22 protein-coding genes are annotated in these 20,799 nt (G+C 68.1%); 12 read left to right on the top strand and 10 right to left on the bottom strand.

All coding sequences use genetic code 11. The annotated features are described in order from the left end of the window. Nucleotides 1-115: 115 nt before the first annotated feature. From HWX14_RS18060 to HWX14_RS18045, 4 genes are all read left to right on the top strand, one after another. Nucleotides 116-1,018: an IclR family transcriptional regulator gene (locus HWX14_RS18060; RefSeq protein WP_175883802.1), complete on the top strand. Its 903-nt coding sequence runs from the start codon at nt 116-118 to the stop codon at nt 1,016-1,018. A 272-nt stretch (nt 1,019-1,290) separates the two neighbouring features. Next, nucleotides 1,291-2,037 carry an SDR family oxidoreductase gene (locus tag HWX14_RS18055; protein WP_175883801.1) on the top strand — a complete coding sequence of 249 codons (747 nt, stop codon included), beginning with the start codon at nt 1,291-1,293 and terminating at the stop codon, nt 2,035-2,037. Between the two features lie 151 nt (nt 2,038-2,188). Continuing rightward, on the top strand, nt 2,189-3,043 hold the full coding sequence (locus tag HWX14_RS18050; protein WP_175883800.1) for a DJ-1/PfpI family protein: 855 nt from the start codon (nt 2,189-2,191) through the stop codon (nt 3,041-3,043). Nucleotides 3,044-3,111: 68 nt separating this feature from the next. After that, nucleotides 3,112-3,585: a nuclear transport factor 2 family protein gene (locus HWX14_RS18045; RefSeq protein ID WP_175883799.1), complete on the top strand. Its 474-nt coding sequence runs from the start codon at nt 3,112-3,114 to the stop codon at nt 3,583-3,585. Between the two features lie 101 nt (nt 3,586-3,686). On the opposite strand, the gene HWX14_RS18040 is transcribed toward HWX14_RS18045, so the two are convergent. The 3 genes from HWX14_RS18040 to HWX14_RS18030 all read right to left on the bottom strand — a co-directional run bounded on the left by HWX14_RS18040 (nt 3,687) and on the right by HWX14_RS18030 (nt 6,132). Then, on the bottom strand, nt 3,687-4,634 hold the full coding sequence (locus HWX14_RS18040; RefSeq protein ID WP_175884614.1) for a helix-turn-helix domain-containing protein: 948 nt from the start codon (nt 4,632-4,634) through the stop codon (nt 3,687-3,689). Nucleotides 4,635-4,794: 160 nt separating this feature from the next. Beyond that, entirely contained in the window at nt 4,795-5,316 is a 522-nt protein-coding gene (locus HWX14_RS18035; protein ID WP_175883798.1) for a GNAT family N-acetyltransferase, read from the bottom strand. Nucleotides 5,317-5,388: 72 nt separating this feature from the next. After that, on the bottom strand, nt 5,389-6,132 hold the full coding sequence (locus HWX14_RS18030) for an SDR family oxidoreductase (protein ID WP_175883797.1): 744 nt from the start codon (nt 6,130-6,132) through the stop codon (nt 5,389-5,391). A gap of 312 nt (nt 6,133-6,444) precedes the next feature. On the opposite strand from HWX14_RS18030, the gene HWX14_RS18025 reads away from it, so the two are divergent. Then, nucleotides 6,445-6,828: a hypothetical protein gene (locus HWX14_RS18025; protein WP_175883796.1), complete on the top strand. Its 384-nt coding sequence runs from the start codon at nt 6,445-6,447 to the stop codon at nt 6,826-6,828. Between the two features lie 148 nt (nt 6,829-6,976). Here HWX14_RS18025 and HWX14_RS18020 read toward each other — a convergent pair whose 3' ends face one another. After that, nucleotides 6,977-7,834, bottom strand: a complete 858-nt coding sequence (locus tag HWX14_RS18020; protein WP_175883795.1) for a helix-turn-helix transcriptional regulator — start codon at nt 7,832-7,834, stop codon at nt 6,977-6,979. A 95-nt stretch (nt 7,835-7,929) separates the two neighbouring features. Here HWX14_RS18020 and HWX14_RS18015 point away from each other — a divergent pair, with 95 nt between their 5' ends. Then, nucleotides 7,930-8,823: an SDR family oxidoreductase gene (locus HWX14_RS18015; RefSeq protein WP_175883794.1), complete on the top strand. Its 894-nt coding sequence runs from the start codon at nt 7,930-7,932 to the stop codon at nt 8,821-8,823. A gap of 82 nt (nt 8,824-8,905) precedes the next feature. On the opposite strand, the gene HWX14_RS18010 is transcribed toward HWX14_RS18015, so the two are convergent. From HWX14_RS18010 to HWX14_RS36550, 3 genes are all read right to left on the bottom strand, one after another. After that, nucleotides 8,906-10,285 (bottom strand): FAD-containing oxidoreductase, encoded by a 1,380-nt coding sequence (locus HWX14_RS18010; RefSeq protein ID WP_175883793.1) that lies wholly within the window; start codon nt 10,283-10,285, stop codon nt 8,906-8,908. Nucleotides 10,286-10,466: 181 nt separating this feature from the next. Next, nucleotides 10,467-11,036, bottom strand: coding sequence for a hypothetical protein (locus HWX14_RS18005; protein ID WP_175883792.1), 570 nt, complete (start codon nt 11,034-11,036; stop codon nt 10,467-10,469). Between the two features lie 47 nt (nt 11,037-11,083). Next, entirely contained in the window at nt 11,084-11,278 is a 195-nt protein-coding gene (locus HWX14_RS36550; protein ID WP_244130259.1) for a hypothetical protein, read from the bottom strand. A 114-nt stretch (nt 11,279-11,392) separates the two neighbouring features. On the opposite strand from HWX14_RS36550, the gene HWX14_RS17995 reads away from it, so the two are divergent. Beyond that, complete coding sequence (locus HWX14_RS17995) at nt 11,393-12,031, top strand: LysE family translocator (protein WP_027805824.1); 639 nt, start codon at nt 11,393-11,395, stop codon at nt 12,029-12,031. A gap of 98 nt (nt 12,032-12,129) precedes the next feature. Here HWX14_RS17995 and HWX14_RS17990 read toward each other — a convergent pair whose 3' ends face one another. Continuing rightward, nucleotides 12,130-12,441, bottom strand: a complete 312-nt coding sequence (locus tag HWX14_RS17990; RefSeq protein WP_175883791.1) for a hypothetical protein — start codon at nt 12,439-12,441, stop codon at nt 12,130-12,132. Here HWX14_RS17990 and HWX14_RS17985 point away from each other — a divergent pair. From HWX14_RS17985 to HWX14_RS17970, 4 genes are read left to right on the top strand one after another with little or no spacing between them, the layout of a single operon-like run. Then, a complete protein-coding gene (locus HWX14_RS17985) occupies nt 12,440-13,231 on the top strand; it encodes a DUF3348 domain-containing protein (RefSeq protein ID WP_175883790.1) in 792 nt (263 codons plus the stop codon). The two genes, HWX14_RS17990 and HWX14_RS17985, sit on opposite strands and share 2 nt — an antisense overlap. 10 nt (nt 13,232-13,241) lie before the next feature. Continuing rightward, a complete protein-coding gene (locus HWX14_RS17980; protein WP_175883789.1) occupies nt 13,242-16,289 on the top strand; it encodes a DUF802 domain-containing protein in 3,048 nt (1,015 codons plus the stop codon). A gap of 3 nt (nt 16,290-16,292) precedes the next feature. Then, nucleotides 16,293-16,937, top strand: coding sequence for an OmpA family protein (locus HWX14_RS17975; RefSeq protein WP_069621492.1), 645 nt, complete (start codon nt 16,293-16,295; stop codon nt 16,935-16,937). Continuing rightward, the gene (locus tag HWX14_RS17970; RefSeq protein WP_175883788.1) at nt 16,934-17,551 is read left to right on the top strand and encodes a DUF2894 domain-containing protein; all 618 of its coding nucleotides are present in this window, start codon (nt 16,934-16,936) and stop codon (nt 17,549-17,551) included. Before HWX14_RS17975 ends, HWX14_RS17970 begins: the two co-directional genes overlap by 4 nt. Before the next feature lie 40 nt (nt 17,552-17,591). On the opposite strand, the gene HWX14_RS17965 is transcribed toward HWX14_RS17970, so the two are convergent. Both HWX14_RS17965 and HWX14_RS17960 read right to left on the bottom strand, forming a co-directional pair. Continuing rightward, on the bottom strand, nt 17,592-18,164 hold the full coding sequence (locus HWX14_RS17965) for an NADPH-dependent FMN reductase (protein WP_175883787.1): 573 nt from the start codon (nt 18,162-18,164) through the stop codon (nt 17,592-17,594). Between the two features lie 54 nt (nt 18,165-18,218). Continuing rightward, entirely contained in the window at nt 18,219-18,884 is a 666-nt protein-coding gene (locus tag HWX14_RS17960; protein ID WP_175883786.1) for a histone acetyltransferase, read from the bottom strand. Between the two features lie 683 nt (nt 18,885-19,567). On the opposite strand from HWX14_RS17960, the gene cml reads away from it, so the two are divergent. Continuing rightward, the gene (cml, locus tag HWX14_RS17955) at nt 19,568-20,767 is read left to right on the top strand and encodes a CmlA/FloR family chloramphenicol efflux MFS transporter (protein WP_175883785.1); all 1,200 of its coding nucleotides are present in this window, start codon (nt 19,568-19,570) and stop codon (nt 20,765-20,767) included. Nucleotides 20,768-20,799 lie beyond the last annotated feature (32 nt).

The following is a 20,799-nucleotide window of genomic DNA, read 5'->3' as shown; positions in this document are numbered from 1 at the left end:
AACCCGCGAAATGCGCGCGTCAATCCCGTGCACACCCGGATGCCCGCGGATTTTCGGCCGGACGACAATGGCGGCTACCGTATTCCGTTCAATGAAATGGTCGAGGAGAGCCGGCATGCAGGAACCCCATTCGCCCGGAACGTCGCCGGCTGCGCGCATGCCGCACCCGGACGAGGACGCTGTCCCGGCTGATTCGGCCGATGCGGCCGGCGCGCCCGGCACCGGCATGCTGCAGCGTGCGTTCGCGATCCTGCGCGCGCTGGCCGGCATGCAGCAGGACGGCGTGCGCGTCACGCATCTCGCGAAGGCCGTCGGCCTCACGCAGGGCACCGCGCACCGGATCCTGCAATCGCTGATCGCCGAAGGGATGGTCGAACAGGACGAGCAGTCGAAGCTGTACCGGCTGAGCGTCGACTTCTTCGCGCTTGCCGCGCTGGCCGGCAACCCGAGCAGCATGCGCACGCTGTGCCGGCCCGCGCTGCTGCGCCTGTGCGCGAGCCTCGGCGAAACCATCTTCCTGCTCGTGAAGAGCGGCTTCGACGCGGTATGTCTCGACCTGTGCGAAGGGCCGTTCCCGATCCGCTCGTTTACCGGCGACATCGGCGGGCGCATCGCGCTCGGCGTCGGGCAGGGCAGCCTCGCGATCCTCGCGTTCCTGCCGGAAGCCGAACGCGAGGAAGTGATCCGCTTCAACGTGCCGCGCATCCGCGGCTACGGCGTGCTCGACGAGGTGTATCTGCGCACCGAGATCGAACGCGTGCGGCAACTCGGCTACGCGGGCCGCAACAGCGGCGTGCTCGACGGGATGGCCGGCGTCGCGGTGCCGATCCTCGATCGCACCGGATATCCGGTCGGCGCGCTGAGCGTCGGCACGCTCGCGTCGCGGCTCGGCGACGACCGGATGCCGATGGTCGTCGAACTGCTGCGGCGTCAGGCCGATGCGATCGGCCCGCGCACGAATCCGTTCGACGCTGCGCTGCGACGGCCGATGCACGGGCTATCAGGGAAAACCGGATAGCCGCGTAGGGTGTTGCCGTTTCATCGGCGTGGTTGCGAAAGCCATCCACGTCAGAGCAAAGCGCGCACGGTCCAGCGGACCTGCGCGCTTTTGTTTTTTCAGCGGCACCGCCTGCGCGCCTCGAATGACGTTTTTCGAGGGTTATACGACCTTTGCGCCATCTGCCTCCCGTTCCATACTTCACATCAACGATCAAGCCGAAACACGTCCGCAAACGCCATCGCGCGTCGCGTCTCCGGCCGGGTCACTCACGACATGAAAAGGAACGGAAGATGCGACTCAGGAACAAATCGGCGTTGATCACGGGCGGCACCAGCGGCATCGGCCTGGCCACCGCGAAGCGGTTCGTTGCAGAAGGCGCGCGCGTCGCGGTGACGGGGCGCGACGAGGCCGTATTCGAGCGCGTGAAGGCGGAGCTCGGCGAGCATGCGATCGTGCTCAAGGGCGACGTACGCTCGCTCGACGACATGCGCGCGATTGCCGCCGAGGTCGACGAGACGTTCGGCGGCCTGGACGTCGTGTTCGCCAACGCGGGCTGGGCTTTCCCGTCCGCCGTCAACGACATCGACGACACGCTCTACGACGACATCATGGACATCAACGTCAAGGGCGTGGTGGTCACGCTTCAAGCGGCGCTGCCGTACTTGCGAGAAGGTTCGTCGGTGATCCTCAATACCTCGTTCGTCGCGCAGACCGGCAAGCACGGCATCTCGTTGACCGCGGCGGCGAAGGCTGCCGTGCGATCGCTGGCCCGCAGCTGGTCGTACGAATTTCTCGACCGGAAAATCCGCTTCAACGCGATCGCGCCCGGCGCGATCGATACGCCGCTGCTCTCCAGGTGGGGCAAGCCCGACGAATGGGTGCGCGAGCGCAAGGCCGAATTCGCCGGAGCGATTCCGGTGGGCCGCATGGGCCACGCCGACGACATCGCGTACGCGGCGCTCTATCTCGCCAGCGACGAATCCGCCTTCGTCGTCGGCACCGAGCTGGTCGTCGATGGCGGCGCGTCGCAGCTTTGAGCCTGCGCTTCACGCTTCGCGAGCCCGGCACGTCGCCGCGGCTCGTCCCCATCCGATTTCACGTCCGCCACGCCGTTCGCGGTGGCGGTTATTCGATCCGGCCCGGCGTGGTCGCGCTCGCCCATGGGCCGAAGTGCAAGGAGCAATCATCTTGACCGACAGTAGCGATAACCGTGCCTCTGCGAGGCAACTCACGCGGGCAGGCCGCTCGCGCCGCGATGTCCTGAAGTTCGGCAGCGCAGCCACCCTCGGCGCCGTGCTGGGCGGCGGCGCGTTGTTCGGGCACGCCGCGCCGGCGCTTGCGCAGACGGGCAGCGCGGGGCTGCTTGCGCCGAACGAGCCGCTCGACATCCTGATCGTCAATTACGACGGCGGCACGCTGCTCGACTTCGCGGGCCCCAGCGAGATTTTCCACCGGCTGCCGAATACGCACGTTCGCTATGCGAGCCTCGACGGCGGCAACGTGACGCTCGAATTCGGCGTCGTGTACGGCAAGACCGAACGGCTGGCCGATATCGACAAGACCGACGTGATTCTCGTGCCGGGCGGGTCCGATTTGTCGGCGCCGATGCGTCCGGCGTATCAGGCGCAGATCCGGCGGCTGGCGGAAAGCGCGAAACACGTGACGTCGGTGTGCAACGGCTCGCTCGTGCTCGCCGCGACCGGCGTGCTCGACGGCAAGCGCAGCGCGTGTCATTGGGCATTCGTCAACAAACTGGCCGAGTATGGCGCGATTCCCGTTCCCGATCGCTTCGTCGAAGACGACGACGGCCGCTTCATGAGCGGCGGCGGCGTGACGGCGGGCATCGACTTCGCGCTGCGCGTGGCGGCGAAACTGCGCGGCCAACAGGCGGCCGAATACACGCAGCTCGTCGTCGAATACGATCCCGATCCGCCGTTCCACTCCGGTCATCCGAGAGATGCGCGGCCCGAACTCGTCGCGATGGTCGACAAGAAGCTGCCCGGCGCATCGAAGGGGCTCGCCCGCGTTCCCGGCGTCCGCTGACACGCTTGCCGGCGACGCGTGCAGGGTCGCCGCCTCTTCAATTCAAACCCTGATTCGGAAATCATTCGATGCGACAGATTCATCTTTGTACTGCTGCGCTTGCCGCGTGCGTGTCCTTTTTTGCATTCACGGCGCCGGCTGTCGCCGGCGGTGCGCAACGCCCGCCCGAAGCGGCGATCAAGGCCGAAAACGCGCGCTGGGCCGATGCCTTTGCGCGAGGGGACTACGACGCGATCGGCCGCCTCTATACCGACGACGGCACGCTCCTGCCGCCGGGAGGCGACAAGGTCACCGGGCGCCGTGCGATCACCGAGTACTTCACCAACGGGTATGCGGGATCGAAACCCGGCACCGTATCGTTCAGCAATTACGAGTTCTACGGTAATGACCGGGTCGTGACGGAGGTATCGGATGCGGAGGTTCGCGACGGTGACGGAAAACTCAAGGTCCGCGCGAAGCAGACGCTTGTCTTCCTGAAGCAGGGCGGCACGTGGAAGCTGCATCGCGACATGTGGAACGCTTACCCGTCCGTCAAGGATTGACCGTCATCGGCGTCCGGCGACAGGGCGCGTTGCATACGCGCGCGCCGATAGCCTGTTAGCGGGAAGTGGCCCACGCAGCGCGCTGATCGGCAGGCCGTCGATCAGCGCGCCGCGTTCGATCTGCTCTCGCGTCGAATCGCTTGCGGCGGGTGTCCGAGCAGCTTGATGAAGGCCCGGCGCATCCGCTCCGGATCGGTGAATCCCACCGCCAGCGCAATCTGTTCGATCGGCTCGCTGCCGCCCTGCAGGCGCAGCCTCGCGGCTTCGACGCGTAAACGCTCGACCGCCCGCGCGGGTGTTTCGCCGGTTTCCCGGCGAAAGGCGCGCCCGAACTGTCGCACGCTCAAGCTCGCCGCATCGGCGAGCCGTTCGACCGGCAACGCTTCGGCCAGATGTTCGCGGGCGAAATTCAGCGCGATGCGGATGCGATCCGATTCCGGCTCCATCTGCGACATCGCGGAAAATTGCGACTGCCCGCCGGGCCGCCGATACGGAACGACCAGCAGCCGCGAGACCTCGCGCGCAATCTCCGCGCTCATGTCGCGTTCGATCATGCCGAGCGCGAGGTCGATGCCGGACGCGATGCCCGCCGACGTCCAGACGTGGCCATCGACGATATAAATACTGTCGCCGTCGACCCGCGTGCGCGGGAAGCGCGACTGCAATTGCGCCGCGTAGCGCCAGTGCGTCGCCGCTCTCAGGCCATCCAGCGAGCCGGTTTCCGCGAGCAGAAATGCGCCCGTGCACACGCTTGCCACGCGCGACGCCCTGGCGGCCAGCTTGCTGGCCGCGGCGATATTTTCCGCTGTCTGCATCGGGGCGATATCGCCGCCGACGAACACGATGGTGTCGAACGCACGCCGTCCGATCGGCTTCGTGTCGATCGAAAGGCCGGTATTGCCGGGAATCGGGCCGCCGGAGGGCGAGATGACGTGAAGGTCGTAGGGCGTATGGCCGGCGGCCGTCGCCACCTGATTGAAGGCCGACAACGGGCCGCCCAGATCGAGCGCGTCGTAGCCGCGGCAAACGAAGAATCCAATTCGATGCATGACGAAGCAATTGATCGATAACCCCGGAATGGCGAATTTTACCGGGAACCCTCGCATTGTGTCGTTTGACTCGAAACGAGGGAAAAGCGACGTTTACGCCGTCATCAATCAACTGTATTCGTTTGCGCCGCGCCGACGCGATGCCGACGGAAAGCGATGATCAGCGGCGGTAGATGAACTCCAGATCGGTCGACTCGCCGACCTTGAAATCGTACGTACCGACACGCTTGAAGCCTGCCTTCTCGTAGAACGCGATGGCCTTCGCATTGCCCGACCACACGCCCAGCCATACCGGGCCGGGACGCGTCGCGGCGAGATACGCGAGCGCGGCGTCGAACAGCGCCCGCCCGGCGCCGGTTCCCTGCGTGCCGCGTCGAAGATAGATCTGATGGATCTCCCCCGCGCCGTCCGCCACGTCCGGGTGCGGAAGCTTGCACGGCCCTGCATGCGCATACCCGACCAGCGTGCCGTCGTCGCCTTGCGCGACCCACGTGCGGCATTGCGGGTCGCCGAGTTGCTCCGTGATCGCTGCCACCGAGTAAGTGCGAGCTTCGTACTCGGCCAGATCGTCCGGCGGGTAGTCGATGCCGAATCCGTCCTGCAGAAAGGTTTCGCGAAACGTATCGCGCTTCAATTCGGCAAGCGGGACGGCGTCGGCCAGGGTCGCAACGCGGATCAACATGGAGCTTCTCTCGGTTCGGTGTCGGGCCGTCAGTTTATCGCGGGCGGCCTCGAGCACACGCACCGCCGCCGGCTAACCCGCGACCGTCGCGGTCGGACGCACGACGATCTCGTTCACGTCGACATCGGCAGGCTGCGCGATTGCGTACGCAATGGCTGCCGCGATCGCTTCCGGTTCGAGCGCGATGCTGCGGTACCGCGTCATCGCTTCGGCCGCGAGCGGGTCGGTAATCGTGTCGGCCAGCTCGGACGTGACGACGCCCGGGCAGATGCTCGTGACGCGCAGCTTGTCGTTCTCCTGCCGCAAGCCGTCGGAGATCGCGCGCACCGCGTACTTCGTCGCGCAATAGACGGCGGCCGTCGGCGACACGCGCAATCCGCCGATCGACGACACGTTGACGATCTGGCCGAAACCCTGCCGATTCATCACCGGCAGCGCGGCCGCGATGCCGTACAGCACGCCCTTGATGTTGACGTCGACCATGCGGTCCCACTCGTCGACTTTCAGCGACGCCATCGGCGACAGCGGCATCACGCCCGCGTTGTTGACGATGACGTCGATGCGCCCGTACTCGGCGAGCGCGGCTTCGACGAAGGCGACGCTGTCGTCGCGCCGGGTGACGTCGAGCGCGCGCCAGGCCGCGGTGCCGCCGTCGGCGCGAATGTCGTCGGCGAGCGCGGCGAGGCGTTCGGTGCGACGCGCGCCGAGCATCAGGCGCGCGCCGCGCTCGCCCAGATAGCGGGCGGTCGCCTCGCCGATGCCGCTGCTCGCGCCGGTGATCAGGATCACTTTCTGTTCGATGTCATGGCGAGTCATGTCCGTTCCTCGGTGAGAGATGAAGAACCGACAGCATCGCGCGGAAGCGGGCGCGGCCGTTATGCCGCAAGTCCGCATTTCTTGCACGATTCTCCGAGAATGCATGGGGCATGATCCGGCGCGTGGCCGCGGATGCGGCTGCCCGATCCGGGAAAAAAGTGCCGATTTTGCAGCGCAGCGAAAGGCGGCGACGCTCGCCCGGCCGGGCCTCCGTAACCAACCGAAACCGCCGGCACGGCAATCATGCGGATGCCGATGGTTGACCGCCGTCGGACATGCTAGGATTTCCGTCAAACAACTCCGGAGACTGCGATGCCGTTCATCTGCGAAAACGTTGAGTGTCGTGCCGTGCTGGCTCGCGGGCAGGTCAGGCACCATCAGGAGGGCGCGGGCTGGTGCTTCTACTGCCCGGACTGCAACACCCGAAACGAGTTGATGAATATCGGTACGCTCAGCGGCCCGGTCGAGCTGGTTCAGCCGGAACGGGCCAGTCCGCCGCACAAGGTCGTCGCGACGGCCCGGCCGCTGGACGACGGCCGATACGCGGCGCAGCTGAGCGTCCAGCGGGCGCTCGCCGTGAAGGGAACGTATGCGGCCGAAGAGCACTGGGATCAGCTCGGTGTATTCGGCGACGCGCAGGAAGCCGTCGCGCATGCGAGGTCTTTCGCCACGGACCTGCTGCAGCGCGCCGCGTAGCCGGCGCTTTTCCGTGAATGAATAAGGGGCGTCGCGCATTCGTGCGCGACGCCCCTTTGCGTTTTTCGCTCGCGTTCGTCAGTCGTAGGTAATGAACGAGCGGGACCTCTTCGCGATCCGCAGATACGTATCGTCCTGATTCATGCGCTTACGCAGCCGGCGCCTGCGCCGCGCGGGCCTGTTCGCGGGCCGCGACGAGTTCCCTGATCCGCGCGCGGTCGGCCGGCGTCGCCGGCGTGAAGATCACGAGGCTCAGGTCCGGGCGGCCGGTAACCGAGAACGTCGAATGTTCGAGCGCGATCCGGCCGGCTCGAGGGTGGCGGATCTCCTTCGTGGCTTCTTCGTGCGTACGGATATCGTGGTCGCGCCACATCGCGTCGAATTCGGCGCTGGTCGCGCGCATCTCGTCGACGAACGCCTGCACGGCCTGCGTCGCTCCGCTGCGCGCGATGTCCGCACGAAACCCGCCGACCGCGAATCGCGCGATGCGCTCCCAGTCCGGCTGTGCATGGCGCACGCCCGCGTCGACGAAGATCAGCCGCAGGATGTTGCGCGCGGCCGGCGGCAGCGTCGCATAGTCGGTGAGCGTCGCGGCCGCCGCGTCGTTCCACGCGGCGACGTCCCACGTCGCGGTGCGGATGATCGCGGGGCTCGCGTCGAGCGAATCGAGCACGTGCTGCAGGCGCGGCGTCACGCCGGCCTGCGCGTGATAACGCACCTCGGGTGGGTGGCCGAGGCCGATCAGGAACAGGTGCTCGCGTTCGGCCTCGTTGAGCATCAGCGCGCGGGCGAGCCGGTCGAGCACGTCGGTCGACGGCGCGCCGCCGCGCCCCTGTTCGAGCCACGTGTACCACGCGACGCTCACGTGCGCGCGCTGCGCGACTTCCTCGCGCCGCAGGCCCGGCGTGCGGCGGCGCGTGGCCGGCAGCCCGAGCGCGGCCGGGTCGAGTTTCTCGCGGCGGTCCCGCAGGTACGCGCCGAGCAGGTTGTCGGGGGCGTCAGCCATATCCTGTTAGTTCGTTTACCAGTAAACCGTCACGACTTCACCGCGAGCGGCCATCGGCAGATAGTAAGCCTCCATTTCATCCGGAGGTGCTGAACATGCGTGTCTTTGTTACGGGAGCATCGGGATTCGTCGGCTCGGCCGTCGTCGCCGAGCTTGTGGCCGCCGGGCACTCGGTGCTCGGGCTCGCGCGGTCCGACGCGGCCGCGGCAGCGGTTGCCGCGGCCGGCGCCGATGTCCATCGCGGGTCGCTGGAGGATCTCGACAGCCTGACGCGCGGCGCCGAAGCCGCCGACGCCGTGATCCACACGGGATTCAATCACGACTTCTCGCGCTTCGCGCAGAACTGCGAGCTCGACCGCCGCGCGATCGAGACGATCGGTGCGGCGCTCGTCGGCTCGTCGCGGCCGCTGATCGTCACGTCGGGCCTTGCGCTCGTCGCGCCCGGCCGCGCGGCGACGGAGGACGATCCGCACGTGCCGGTGTCGGCGAATTATCCGCGTGCGTCCGAAGCGACGGCGGTCGCGCTCGAAGCGCGCGGCGTGCATGCGTCGGTCGTGCGCCTGCCGCCGTCCGTGCACGGCGACGGCGATCACGCGTTCGTGCCGCGCCTGATTGCGTTCGCGAGGGAGAAAGGGGTGGCGGCATACATCGGCGACGGTACGAACCGCTGGCCGGCCGTGCACCGGCTCGACGCGGCGCGCGTGTACCGGCTCGCGATCGAGCGCGGCGCGGCCGGCGCGCGCTATCACGCGGTCGACGATACGGGCGTGCCGTTTCGCGAGATCGCCGAGGTGATCGGGCGGCGGCTGAACGTGCCGGTCGTCGCGAAGTCGGCGGCGGAAGCCGGCGAGCACTTCGGCTGGTTCGCGAGATTTGCGGGGATGGATGCGCCCGCAACCAGCGAGCGCACGCGGGCATCGCTCGACTGGGCGCCGACGCAACCGAAGTTGCTGGCCGATATCGACCGGCCGCGGTATTTCGAAGGCTGACGAGCGGCGCGCGCCGCTCGCCGCGGGCGGCTCGGGCCGTGACGAACACCCCTCCACGTCGCGGCCGCCCGCGTGCCGTGCGTCATTCGACCGGATGCAGGTCTTGCAGCAGCGTCGGCACGAGTTCCGACACGGTCGGGTGGATATGCATCGCGCGGCTGATCGTCGTGTACGGCGCGCCGGCGGCCATCACGTCGAGCATCCCGTGCACGACCTCGTCGCCGGTCACGCCGAGGATCGACGCGCCGAGGATCGCGTGGCTGTCCGCGTCGACGATCACCTTCATGAAGCCCTGGCTCTCGCCTTTCTCGACCGCCCGGCCGACGCGCGTCATCGGGCGCGTGCCGACCAGCAGCCGGCGGCCCGTCTGCTTCGCTTCCGCGAGCGTCATGCCGACGCGGCCGAGCGGCGGGTCGATGTACATCGCATAGGCCATGACGCGGTCGGACACCTTGCGCGGATCGTCGTCGAGCAGGTTCGCCGCGACGATCTCGTAGTCGTTGTATGCGGTGTGCGTGAACGCGCCGCGCCCGTTGCAGTCGCCGAGCGCCCAGATGCCGGGCACGTTCGTGCGCAACTGCTCGTCGACGGTGATGTAGCCGCGCGCATCGGTGTCGATGCCCGCGCGGTCGAGCCCGAGATCGTCGGTGTTCGGCACGCGCCCGACCGCGAGCAGCAGGTGCGAGCCCGCGACCTCGCGGCCGCCGCCCGCGCAGTCGAGGCCGACCACGATGCCGTCGCCGTCGCGGCGCGCGCTCAGGCAGTTCGCGTCGAGTTGCACGTCGATCCCTTCCTTCTCGAGGATCTCGCGCACGGCCTGCGACACGTCTTCGTCCTCGCGGCGGATCAGGCGCGCACCTTTCTCGACGATCGTGACCTTCGAGCCGAAGCGGCGGTACATCTGGCCGAATTCGAGCCCGACGTAGCTGCCGCCGACGATCACGAGATGGTCGGGCAGGAAGTCGACGTCCATCATCGTCGAGTTGGTCAGGTACGGCACCGAGTCGAGGCCCGGCATCGCGGGCACCTGCGCACGTCCGCCGACGTTGATGAAGATGCGTTCGGCTTCGAGCACGTCATCGCCCACGCGCACCGCGTTCGCGCGCTCGAAGCGGGCATGACCCTGAAATACCGTCGTGTTGTCGAGGCCGCGCACCCATTGCTCGACGCCGTGATTCGAGCGGCCCGAGATCTGGTCCTTGCGCGCCTTCACGGCTTTCATGTCGACGGTGACGGGGCCGCCGACCGACACGCCGTATTCGCCGGCGCGCCGCGCGAGCTGCGCGGCGTACGCGCTCGCGATCAGCGTCTTGGTGGGGATGCAGCCGGTGTTCACGCAGGTGCCGCCGAAGCGGCCGCGCTCGACGATCGCGACTTTCATGCCGGCGCCGGCGAGCCGCGCGGCGAGCGGCGGGCCGGCCTGGCCGGTGCCGATGACGATCGCATCGAAGTGTTGCGTCATGACGTCCTCCTGTGCGGGGGCAACGAGGAAAGGGGCAGGCGCAAGCCGCATGCCGTGCCGGCGGTCGCGCGGGCGACGAGCGCCTATGGTAGACCTGTTGGCCGGGTGTCGCGAGCGGCGGGCAGGCGACGCGTCGTATTGAAAAACGGCACCGCCGCGGGCGTGGAGTCGTACCGGGCGGCTAGTCCTTGCGCTGCCACTGCCCGAACGACACCGGCCGGTGCGCGTCGGCGCGCGTGACGGTGACGTGATCGGGCTTGTCGTCGAGCGGAAACGATTCGGTGACGATCTGGTTCGAAAACAGCCAGCCGCGCGTGCGCGGGTCGTAGCGGAACGTGATGTAGTCGGTCCAGTGCTGGCCGCACGCGACGGAGTTCTGTACGGTGAAATAGAGGCCTTTTACCGCGAGGCCGTCGACGGCGAACTCGAACGGATCGCACTGGCCGCCGTCGTTCGCGCGCAGCACAACCTGGTCGTTGCGTGCGGCGAGCCGGTAGGTATGGTCGGCCTGTTCCTCGTAGATCAGCAGCGGGCGCGGCGATGGCTGGTCACGCGTGTCGACCGCGCGATGCACAACGACGAGAAAGCTGTGGCGTCCGTTGTCGAGATCGGGGCCGGGGTACTCGCTCAGCAACTCGTAGCCTGGCGGCAACTGAGCGGCAATCGATTTCGGCAGGCCGTCGGCGTGGGCGCTGAACGAGAGTACGGCGAGCAGCGGGAGCAGCAGGGCGGAAAGGCGAAGAGCGCGCATGGCGGGCGGTCGGGTCGAAAGGAGGAAAGGGGATGAGCCGCGCGGCGTTACAGATCGCGCCCGGGAAACCCGGCACCCGGCGCCGGAATTTCGGGTCCGTCGTCCTGGAATTCGAAGCTGACGGTCGGGCTCGCGACGCACGCGCGAACGATCGCTTCGATGGCGGCGGCATCGTCGGGGTAGCGGGCAACGCGAATCTCGATCATGAGCCGGCGCGAAATGACGGGAAAGAGGGCCAGCATAGCAGCGCCCGGCCGCTTTCGGCCATGCGCGAAGCGTGCCAGAATCAGCGCTCCGACCGTCGGAAACGACACGCAGGCGCCGGCGCAGCGGCGTCGCTGACCAAGGAGACTTCGATGACCGCATCGGCTGCCGTACTCGCCATCCTGGCTGCGCTGTTTCTCGGCGCGATGATCCCGGGCCCGAGCTTCGTGCTGGTGGCCCGCAATTCGATCGGGCTGTCGCGTCGCGACGGGCTGGCCACCGCGCTCGGCATGGGCATCGGCGGCATCGTGTTCGGCGGCGTCGCGCTGGCCGGGCTCTACACGCTGCTGCAGGCCGTCGAATGGCTGTATGTGGGCCTCAAGGTCGCGGGCGGCGTGTACCTGATCTACATGGCGTCGAAGATCTGGCGCGGCGCCGACCGGCCGATCGCGATGGACGATCCGCAGGCGATGGCCGGCGGCAGCGCGCGCAAGTCGTTCTGGACCGGCCTCACGACCCAGCTCAGCAACCCGAAGACGGCGATCTGGTACGGCAGCATCTTCGCGGCGCTGCTGCCGCAGCATCCGCCGCTGTGGTGCTACCTCGTGCTGCCGCCGCTCGTGTTCGCGGTCGAATTCGGCTGGTACACGCTCGTCGCGCTGTGCTTCTCGACGCGTCGGCCGCGCGAACTCTACCTGCGCGCGAAGAAATGGGTCGACCGCATCGCGGCCGGCGCGATCACGCTGCTGGGGCTGCGGCTGATCCTGAATGCGCCGAAAGCGGGGATTTGAGCGGTTCTCTATCAGCACGTGGCGGCGGCCGTCGCCGGTTAGCGGCGGGAACCGCCCGGGCCGCTCGCCCGAGCGCGTCGGCGTCCCGAATTCCAGGATTACCGGTTCATCGTCAGGCCATAGGTCAGGCGCGGCTTGCGGAATGCCCGCACCCGCCGCGGCGGCTCAGCCCCTTCATCGTTCATGCCGGGTCTGCACTGCAAACACGCAACGCATGATTTCCCGATCGCGCGACCGCTCGCCGGCCGCCACCTCCCATGTTTCCCGCCCGTCACCACCGCCCGCCGAGCCTTGCGCGACGGGCGTTCGCGTGTGTCGCACGGCACGTCGAACCGCGCCGCTTCCCCGATTCTGACGGTCGACTTCCCGGCGACGTGTAAACTGCTGCCTTTTTTGACGGTTTGCAGCATGGTGCAAGCATCTCCGCGCCCGGCGTTGAGCGGTCCGACGCTCGTCCGGCTGCTCGCGCGCCTGGCCGATGCCGACGTCGCGGAATCCCGGCAGACACTGTCCGACCGGCTGAGCCAGTGGCTCGGCTGGACCGACGCGATCACGCTGTCGTCGGCGCTGACTGCGAGCCCGCCGGGCGTCGCGGCCGGCGTGCGCGGCTACGACGCGGAGCGCGACTGCGCGCGCGTGCGCCACGACCTCGCGCAGGCGATCGCGGCCACCAACCGGCCACGGGCGCGGCGCCGGCCGGGCGACCTGCCGCCGCCGGCCGCCGACACGGCCGATTTCGCGGACTTTCGCCAGCGGTATCTGACCCTCCAGCAGGACATGGAAACGGCGATCGGCCAGTTGCGCGGCCGCTTGCGGGTCGCGCTCGCCGCGCGTTCGTCCGGGATGGCGCGGCTCGCGACGCTCGACACGATCATGGAGCGCGTGCTCGGCGCACGCGAGCGCAGCCTGCTGTCGGCCGTGCCCGCGCTGCTCGGCACGCGCTTCGCGCGGCTGCGCGACGCGGAGCGGCAGGCGCTGGCCGATGCCGAATCCGCGGCGGCCGCCGCTGCGCCCGACGTCGCTGACGCATCGGCTCCGGCCAATGAAGGCGCGCTGGCCGACACCCCGACCGTCGCGGCGATCGTGCCCGGCGCATGGCTCGATACGTTTCGCGGCGAGATGCACAGCATCCTGCTTGCCGAACTCGAAGTCCGGTTTCAAACGGTAGACGGGCTGCTCGCGGCCCTTCGCACCTGCTAATCAACACGCTATGTCCAGAATTCGCCTTGATCTCGTTGTCTTCGTCGCCGGTCTGCTCGCAGTGGGCTGGATCGGTGCCGGCTATGTCGCGTCGAACCCGCTGGCGGCGGCCGTCACGCTGCTGATCGGCGCGTGCTACGTCGCCGGCGCATGGGAGCTGCTGCGCTACCGGCAGGCGACCGCCACGCTGTCGCACGCGGTCGCCGGCCTGACCGAGCCGCCCGCGAAGCTCGACACGTGGCTCGACACGCTGCATCCGGGCCTGCGCGGCGCGGTGCGCGCCCGGGTCGAAGGCGCGCGCGTCGCGCTGCCGGGCCCGGCGCTCACGCCTTACCTCGTCGGCCTGCTGGTGCTGCTCGGGATGCTCGGCACGCTGCTCGGGATGGTCGTCACGCTGAAGGGCACGGGCGCCGCGCTCGAGAGCGCGACCGATCTCGATGCGATCCGCGCGTCGCTGATCGCGCCGGTGAAGGGGCTCGGGTTCGCGTTCGGCACGTCGATCGCCGGTGTCGCGACGTCCGCGATGCTCGGGCTGCTGTCCGCGCTCGTGCGCCGCGAGCGGATCGACGCGGCCCAGCAGCTCGACGCGAAGATCGCGACGACGCTGCGCGTGCATTCGTCCGCGCACCAGCGCGACGAATCGTTCCGGCTGCTGCAGCGTCAGGCCGACGTGATGCCGGCGCTCGTCGACCAGTTGCAGACGATGATGACGACGCTCGAGGCGCGCAGCGTCGCGTTGCACGATCGTCAGATCGAAAGCCAGCAGGCGTTTTTCGACCGGACCGAGCGTGCGTATGCGGGCCTTGCGTCGAACGTCGGCGACGCGCTGAAGGAAAGCGCCGCCGAAAGCGCGCGCGTGGCCGGCGCCGCGTTGCAGCCGGTCGTCGCCGCGACGATGACGGGGCTCGCGCAGGAAATGGCCGCGCTGCGCGATACCGTGACGGGTGCGGTGCAGCGTCAGCTCGACGGGCTGACCGAAGGCTTCGAGAAGACCACCGGCAACGTGACGGCCGTGTGGAACCGCGCGCTCGACGAACAACGTCAGGCGGGCAACGCGGTCGCGCAGCAGTTGCAGACGACGCTCGGCCAGTTCACCGACACGTTCGCGCAGCGTTCGTCGGATCTGCTCGACGGCGTCGCGACGCGCCTCGAATCGACCGAAGGCCGACTGTCGGACGCATGGCGCGATGCGCTCGCGCGTCAGGAGCAGGTCGGCGAGACGCTGGCCGGCCAGCATGCGCGCGCACTGGGCGAAGCCGCGGCGACGTTCGAACGCCATTCGGCCGCGACGCTCGCCGCGATGCACGAGTCGCATGCGGGGCTGCAGACGCAACTGGCGGCGCGCGACGAAGAACGCCTTGCTGCGTGGAACGATTCGCTGGCCGCGATGGCCGCGAAGCTTGGCGACGAATGGCAGCGCGCAGGCGTGCATAGCGCGGGCCGCCAGCAGGAAATCTGCGACGCGCTTGCGCAAACGACGCGTGACCTCGCCGCACAGGCTTCGACGTTCGAACAACGCTCGAACGATCTGCTGACGACGATTCGCGATTCGCACACCGGCCTGCAATCGCAACTGGCGGCACGCGACGAAGAACGTCTGTCGGCATGGAATGACTCGCTCTCCGCGATGGCCGCGAAGCTCGGCGAGGAATGGCAGCGCGCGGGCGTGCACAGCGCGGGCCGTCAGCAGGAAATCTGCGACGCACTCGCGCAAACGACGCGCGATCTCGCGGCACAGGCTTCGACGTTCGAACAACGCTCGAACGATCTGCTGACGACGATTTGCGATTCGCACACCGGCCTGCAATCGCAACTGGCGACACGCGACGAAGAACGTCTGTCGGCATGGAACGATTCGCTCTCCGCGATGGCCGCGAAGCTCGGTGAAGAATGGCAGCGCGCGGGCGTGCACAGCGCGGGCCGTCAGCAGGAAATCTGCGACGCACTCGCACAAACGACGCGCGACCTCGCCGCACAAGCGTCGACGTTCGAACAACGCTCGACCGATCTGCTGACGACGATTCGCGAGTCGCACACCGGTCTGCAATCGCAACTGGCGGCGCGCGATGAAGAACGACTGTCAGCGTGGAACGATTCGCTGGCCGCAATGGCCGCGAAGCTCGGCGACGAATGGCAGCGCGCGGGCGTGCACAGCGCCGGCCGTCAGCAGGAAATCTGCGACGCACTGGCGCAAACGACGCGCGACCTCGCCGCACAAGCGTCGACGTTCGAACAACGCTCGAACGATCTGCTGTCGACGATTCGCGAGTCGCACACCGGCCTCCAATCGCAACTCGCCGCACGCGACGAAGAACGTCTGTCCGCCTGGAACGACTCGCTCGCCGCGATGGCGGCCGCGCTGCGCGACGAATGGGCACAGACGAGCGCACAGGCCGCGGCGCGTCAGCAGGACATCTGCGACACGCTGACCCGCACCGCGAACGACATCACCGCGCAGGCGCAGGTTCACGCGAGCGACACGATCAACGAAATCTCGCGCCTCGTGCAGGCCGCATCGGAAGCGCCGAAGGCCGCGGCCGACGTCGTCGCCGAGCTGCGCCAGCGCCTGTCCGACAGCATGGTGCGCGACACCGCGATGCTCGAGGAACGCAGCCGCCTGCTCGCGACGCTGGAGACGCTGCTCGGCGCGGTCAACCACGCATCGACCGAACAGCGCACCGCGATCGACGCGCTCGTCAGCACGTCGGCCGATCTGCTCGACCGCGTCGGTGCGCGCTTCAACGACACCGTCGATGCCGAAACGCGCAAGCTCGATTCGGTGGCCGCGCAGGTCACGGCCGGCGCCGTCGAAGTGGCGAGCCTCGGCGATGCGTTCGGGATGGCCGTGCAGGTGTTCGGCGAATCGAACGACAAGCTGCTGACCCATCTGCAGCGCATCGAGGCCGCGCTCGAGAAGTCGCTCGCGCGCAGCGACGAACAGCTCGAGTACTACGTCGCGCAGGCGCGCGAGGTGATCGACCTGAGCGTGATGTCGCAGAAGCAGATCGTCGAAGACCTGCAGCAGCTCGCCGGCCGGCGCGCGCCCGTCGGAGCGTAACGCATGCACGACGAAATCGACGGCGGCGCGCAATCGGCGCCGGTGTGGCCCGCGTTCGCCGACCTGATGTCGGTGCTGCTCGGCGCGTTCGTGCTGATCCTCGTCGGCGTGATCGGCATGCAGCTCCAGCTCACGTCGAAGCTCGAGGAAGCGGTGCGCGCGCGCCAGCTCGAAGCGCAGCAGCGCAAGTCGCTCGAACAGGCGCTCGCCGGGCCGCTCGCGGCCGGCCGCGTGACGCTCGTGAACGGGCGCATCGGCATCAGCGGCAACGTGCTGTTCGCGCTGAACTCGGACCAGTTGCAGCCCGCGGGCCGCGACCTGCTGAAGACGCTGGCCGGCCCGCTGGCCACGTACCTGAAGACGCGCGACGAGATCCTGATGATCAGCGGCTTCGCGGACGACCAGCAGGTGCACGCCGGCAACCGCCTGTTCGCGGACAACTGGGAACTGTCGGCCAAGCGCGCGTTGACGGTCACGCGCGCGATGATCGATGCCGGCGTGCCGGCGTCGTCGGTGTTCGCGGCCGCGTTCGGTTCCGAACAGCCGGTCAGCTCGAACGCGGACGATGAAGGCCGCGCGAAGAACCGCCGCGTGGAGATCGCGCCGGTGCCGCGCAAGTCGGCGTCGAACGGAGGAAAGGCGAAGTGACCGGCGACGCGACGCAGGTGCGCGCGATGCTCGACGCATGGCGCGAGCAGGGCGCCGATCGGCTCGATCCCGTGCGGTTTCACCGGATCGATGCGCTCGCGAAGCGTGCGGCCGTGCTCGATGGCGACGCGCGTGCGTTGCTCGATGCGCGGCTGGCGACGCTGATCGAAGGGTTTGCGGAGATCGTCGCGCGCGCCGGTGAAGCCGAAGTCGCGTGCGAGACGGCGGCACGCGTGCCGGCGCGTGGTGCGCTTGCCGCGCTCGTCGAAGGGCTCGGCCGCGATGCGCAGGCCGACCGGCGCGGGCTCGATCCCGAATTGATCGACTACTTCCGCGCGATGTGGTCGAAGGTGCGCACCGAACAGCAGTATCGCCAGTCGCTCGACCAGGTGCCGCGTAATGCGGGGCCACTCAATTCGAACAGCCTCGTGCACCGGTCGCTCGCGGCGATGCGCGAGCTGTCGCCGGAATACCTGCAGCAATTCCTGTCGTACGTCGATGCGCTCGCATGGCTCGAGGATCTCGCGGGCGGCGGCGCGCAGCCCGAGAAGGAAGCGGCGCGTGCGAAGGCGGCGAAGCCGGCGAGAAAGACGACGCGCGCCAAGGCGCGATAACGCAACGCAACGGCGCACGCGTTCAGCGTGTGTGGATCGCCTATCGGCCGGCAGCCGGATCGTCGATCGCCGTGCGCAGCGCGTGCAATGCTTCGACGAGCGCCGACGCGAACGGCGGATGCGCGGCGATGCCCGCCGCATCGAGCTGACTGCCGAGGATCGGCAGCGTGATCGAAGCATCTTCGACGATGCGCGCCGACATCACCGACAGCGTTTCCCGCAGCGCCGCGTCCGCATGCGTCGCGCGCGGCGACGCGTTCAGTACCGCGACCGGTTTGTACACGACGGCTTCGCATCCCACGATCCAGTCCAGCGCGTTCTTCATCACGCCCGTCACGCCGTGCGCGTATTCCGGGCTCGCGATCAGCACGCCGTCGGCCGCGTTCAGGCGGTCGATCAGATCGCGCACCGCGGCGGGCGCCGGGTATTCGGCATCGGGATTGAACAGCGGGAATTCGCCGAGGCGATCGAAACGCGTGATGCGCATGCCGTGCGGGGCAACGCGTGCGGCTGCATCGAGCAGGGCCGCGTTGTACGACTGCGCACGCAGGCTGCCGCATAGCGCGACGATGTCGAGGGGGCGCTCGGAATCGGTTCGGGTTTCGTTGACCATCGCGGAACGTGTCGGTGAGTGGCTCGCGCGGCGGCGGCGCGCGGCTCCGGCGAATTATCGCATCGGTGCGTGAGCCATATGAGCGATGTGAGCGACGGGACACGCGTGGCCGACGCGCTGCACATTCACGTCCGCATACTCGGCGGCATCGACGCCAGTCATCCCGGTTGCTTGCGCCAGTTCACCGAGGTTCCATCGGTTGCCGAGCAACAGCCGACGCGTATGCAGCGCATCGTGCACGTGATCCGCAACGGCTTCGCCGAGATAACGCAGCGTGCGGCCTTCGATATCGACGAAGCCGTGCCGGTAGTCGTGTGCGAGCGCGGTCCACAGTCGCGCCGCACCCGTCGACTGACGCGCGCCGCTGATCAGGCACAAGCCCGCGTCGAGCGCCCATCGATACAGCGTCGTCGCGAGGCCTTTGCGTTGAGCGGACCCGCGCAGTCGCGTATGCGGCGCGCGCAGGTAGCGATCCGCGCGGCGCGGCAGTTCGGGAAGCCGGTTGAACACCGTGTAGCCGGCGAGCTGCCGGGCCGACGGATCCTCGACGTAAAGGAAGTATTCGCCGTCCGCCTCGCGATGGCGGACGATCAGGCCCGAGCCGCCGAGCGCGACGGCCGGCAGCCCGTACAGGCGATGGCCCGGCTGGTGCAGACGCGCATGGAGCGTGTCGAGTTCATCGTCGATGTCGTGCTGGGAATGCTGTACGTCGATACGCATGGCAAAAGGCGCCCGTCTCGGGCGCATCGAGAAAGGGGGTCATCGCAACGGGGGAATGGAACGGGAAGCGGCCCCCGGGCTCGGCGAAGCGAGCCGGGGCCGCGAATCAGCTGGGGATGTGCTGGAAACCGGCGGCGATCGCGGCGAGGCCCGCGATGCAGAGTGCGAACAGGATCAGGACTTTGTGAATCACACCTCTCTCCTCATGAATACGCGGCGCCGAACGGGCGGCCGCGGAGACGGTGACGGCGGGCGGGGCCCGCGCAGCCGTCGTGCGGGACGACGGTCGGAGGTCCGGGCGGCGGGCGCACGCGGACGGTCAGCACCATACGCGACGGCCACGAGGTAGGCAATCGGACTGACGGAGAAAAGCGATGAAAAGTGGAGTATCGCGGTGTTTCGCGACAATTGGCCGCAAGCGGGTCTTGGGGGCGCGCCATGGTTCGCCGCGAAGATCCGGGATCGATCGCGTAGCGTGGCAGCAGCCCGCGTTCATGTCGGGAAATCGCATACACTTCACCGCGAACGAACCCCACAAGGATCTGACCATGGCAGCGGGCCCGTCCACGGATCGCTGAGCCGCAGCAACCTGCTTCACCCGGTTGTTGCGGCGATCTCCTCTCGTCGATGACTCAGCAGGCAGATTGCCGCCGGATTTCCCTTTTCCGAGCGGATGCTTCGTCATGCCTGATCAAACCCGAACCACGCCCGCATGGGCTTACTCGCTGCCGTCGGCCTTGCTGCTGATGGCCCCTTTCGATCTCCTCGCGTCGCTGGCGATGGACGTGTATCTGCCGGTGGTTCCGGAGATGCCGTCGGCGTTGCACACGTCGCCCGCCATGGTGCAACTGACGCTGAGCGTCTACATGGTCGTCCTCGGCCTGGGGCAGTTGGTGTTCGGCCCGCTGTCGGACCGGTTCGGACGCCGGCCGGTGCTCCTGGGCGGTGCGCTACTTTTCTCGGCGGCTTCCCTGGCGCTCGCGATGACGGGCAGCGGCGGCGTGTTCGTTGCGTTGCGCCTGCTGCAGGCGCTAGGCGCGTCCGCGGCGCTCGTGGCGACCTTTGCGACGGTGCGCGATGTCTATGCCGACCGTCCGGAAGGCAGCACCCTCTACAGCCAGTTCGGAGCGATCCTGGCGTTCGTCCCGGCGCTCGGGCCGATGCTCGGCGCGGGCATTGCGCACGGTTTCGGATGGCGCGCGATTTTCGTGACCCTCGGCGGCGCCGGGTGTGTGGCGTTCGGCCGCGCGTGGATGCACTGGTACGAAACGCGGCCGCGAGCCGCCGGCAGGCCGCGGCAATCGATCGTGTCGATCCTGCGCAGTGCGTCTTTCCTCGTCTATTCGCTCGGTTTCGGCACGGCCATGGGCGCTTTTTTCGTGTTTTTCTCGATTGCGCCGCGTGTGCTGGTCGGACAGGCCGGTTATTCCCGCACCGAATTCAGCGCAGCGTTTGCCACCGTCGCTATCGTGATGATCGTTGCCGCGCGTTTTGCGCGATGGTTCGTGTCGAACTGGGGGATACCGGGCTGTTTTGTCCGCGGCGCCTGCGTCATGATGGTCGGCGCAATCGCGCTGGCGGCATGCACGGTCTTGATGGCGCCGTCGTTCGTCGCGTTCGTGATGCCGATGTGGATCGTCGCGGTCGGCATCGTCCTGATGTCGTCAGTGACTGCAAACGGCGCGCTTCGGAATTTCGACGACGCGGCGGGGACGGCTGTAGCGCTCTATTACTGCGTTCAGAGCTTGATCGTCGGCGGCGCCGGCACGTTCGTGACGCTGGTGCTGCCCGGCGATACGCCGTGGCCGCTGGCGGCGTTTTGCTTCGTCATGCCGATGGCATGCGTCGCCGCACTCGCCGTATTGACGCGCACGCGCGAATGAACCGAGGGGTGTGCGTTCCCGGGCCGGTCGAT

The organism is Burkholderia sp. BCC0044 (assembly GCF_902832955.1).
In the GTDB taxonomy this organism is placed as follows: Bacteria; Pseudomonadota; Gammaproteobacteria; order Burkholderiales; family Burkholderiaceae; genus Burkholderia.
This window is presented reverse-complemented; position numbering and strand designations above follow the sequence as displayed.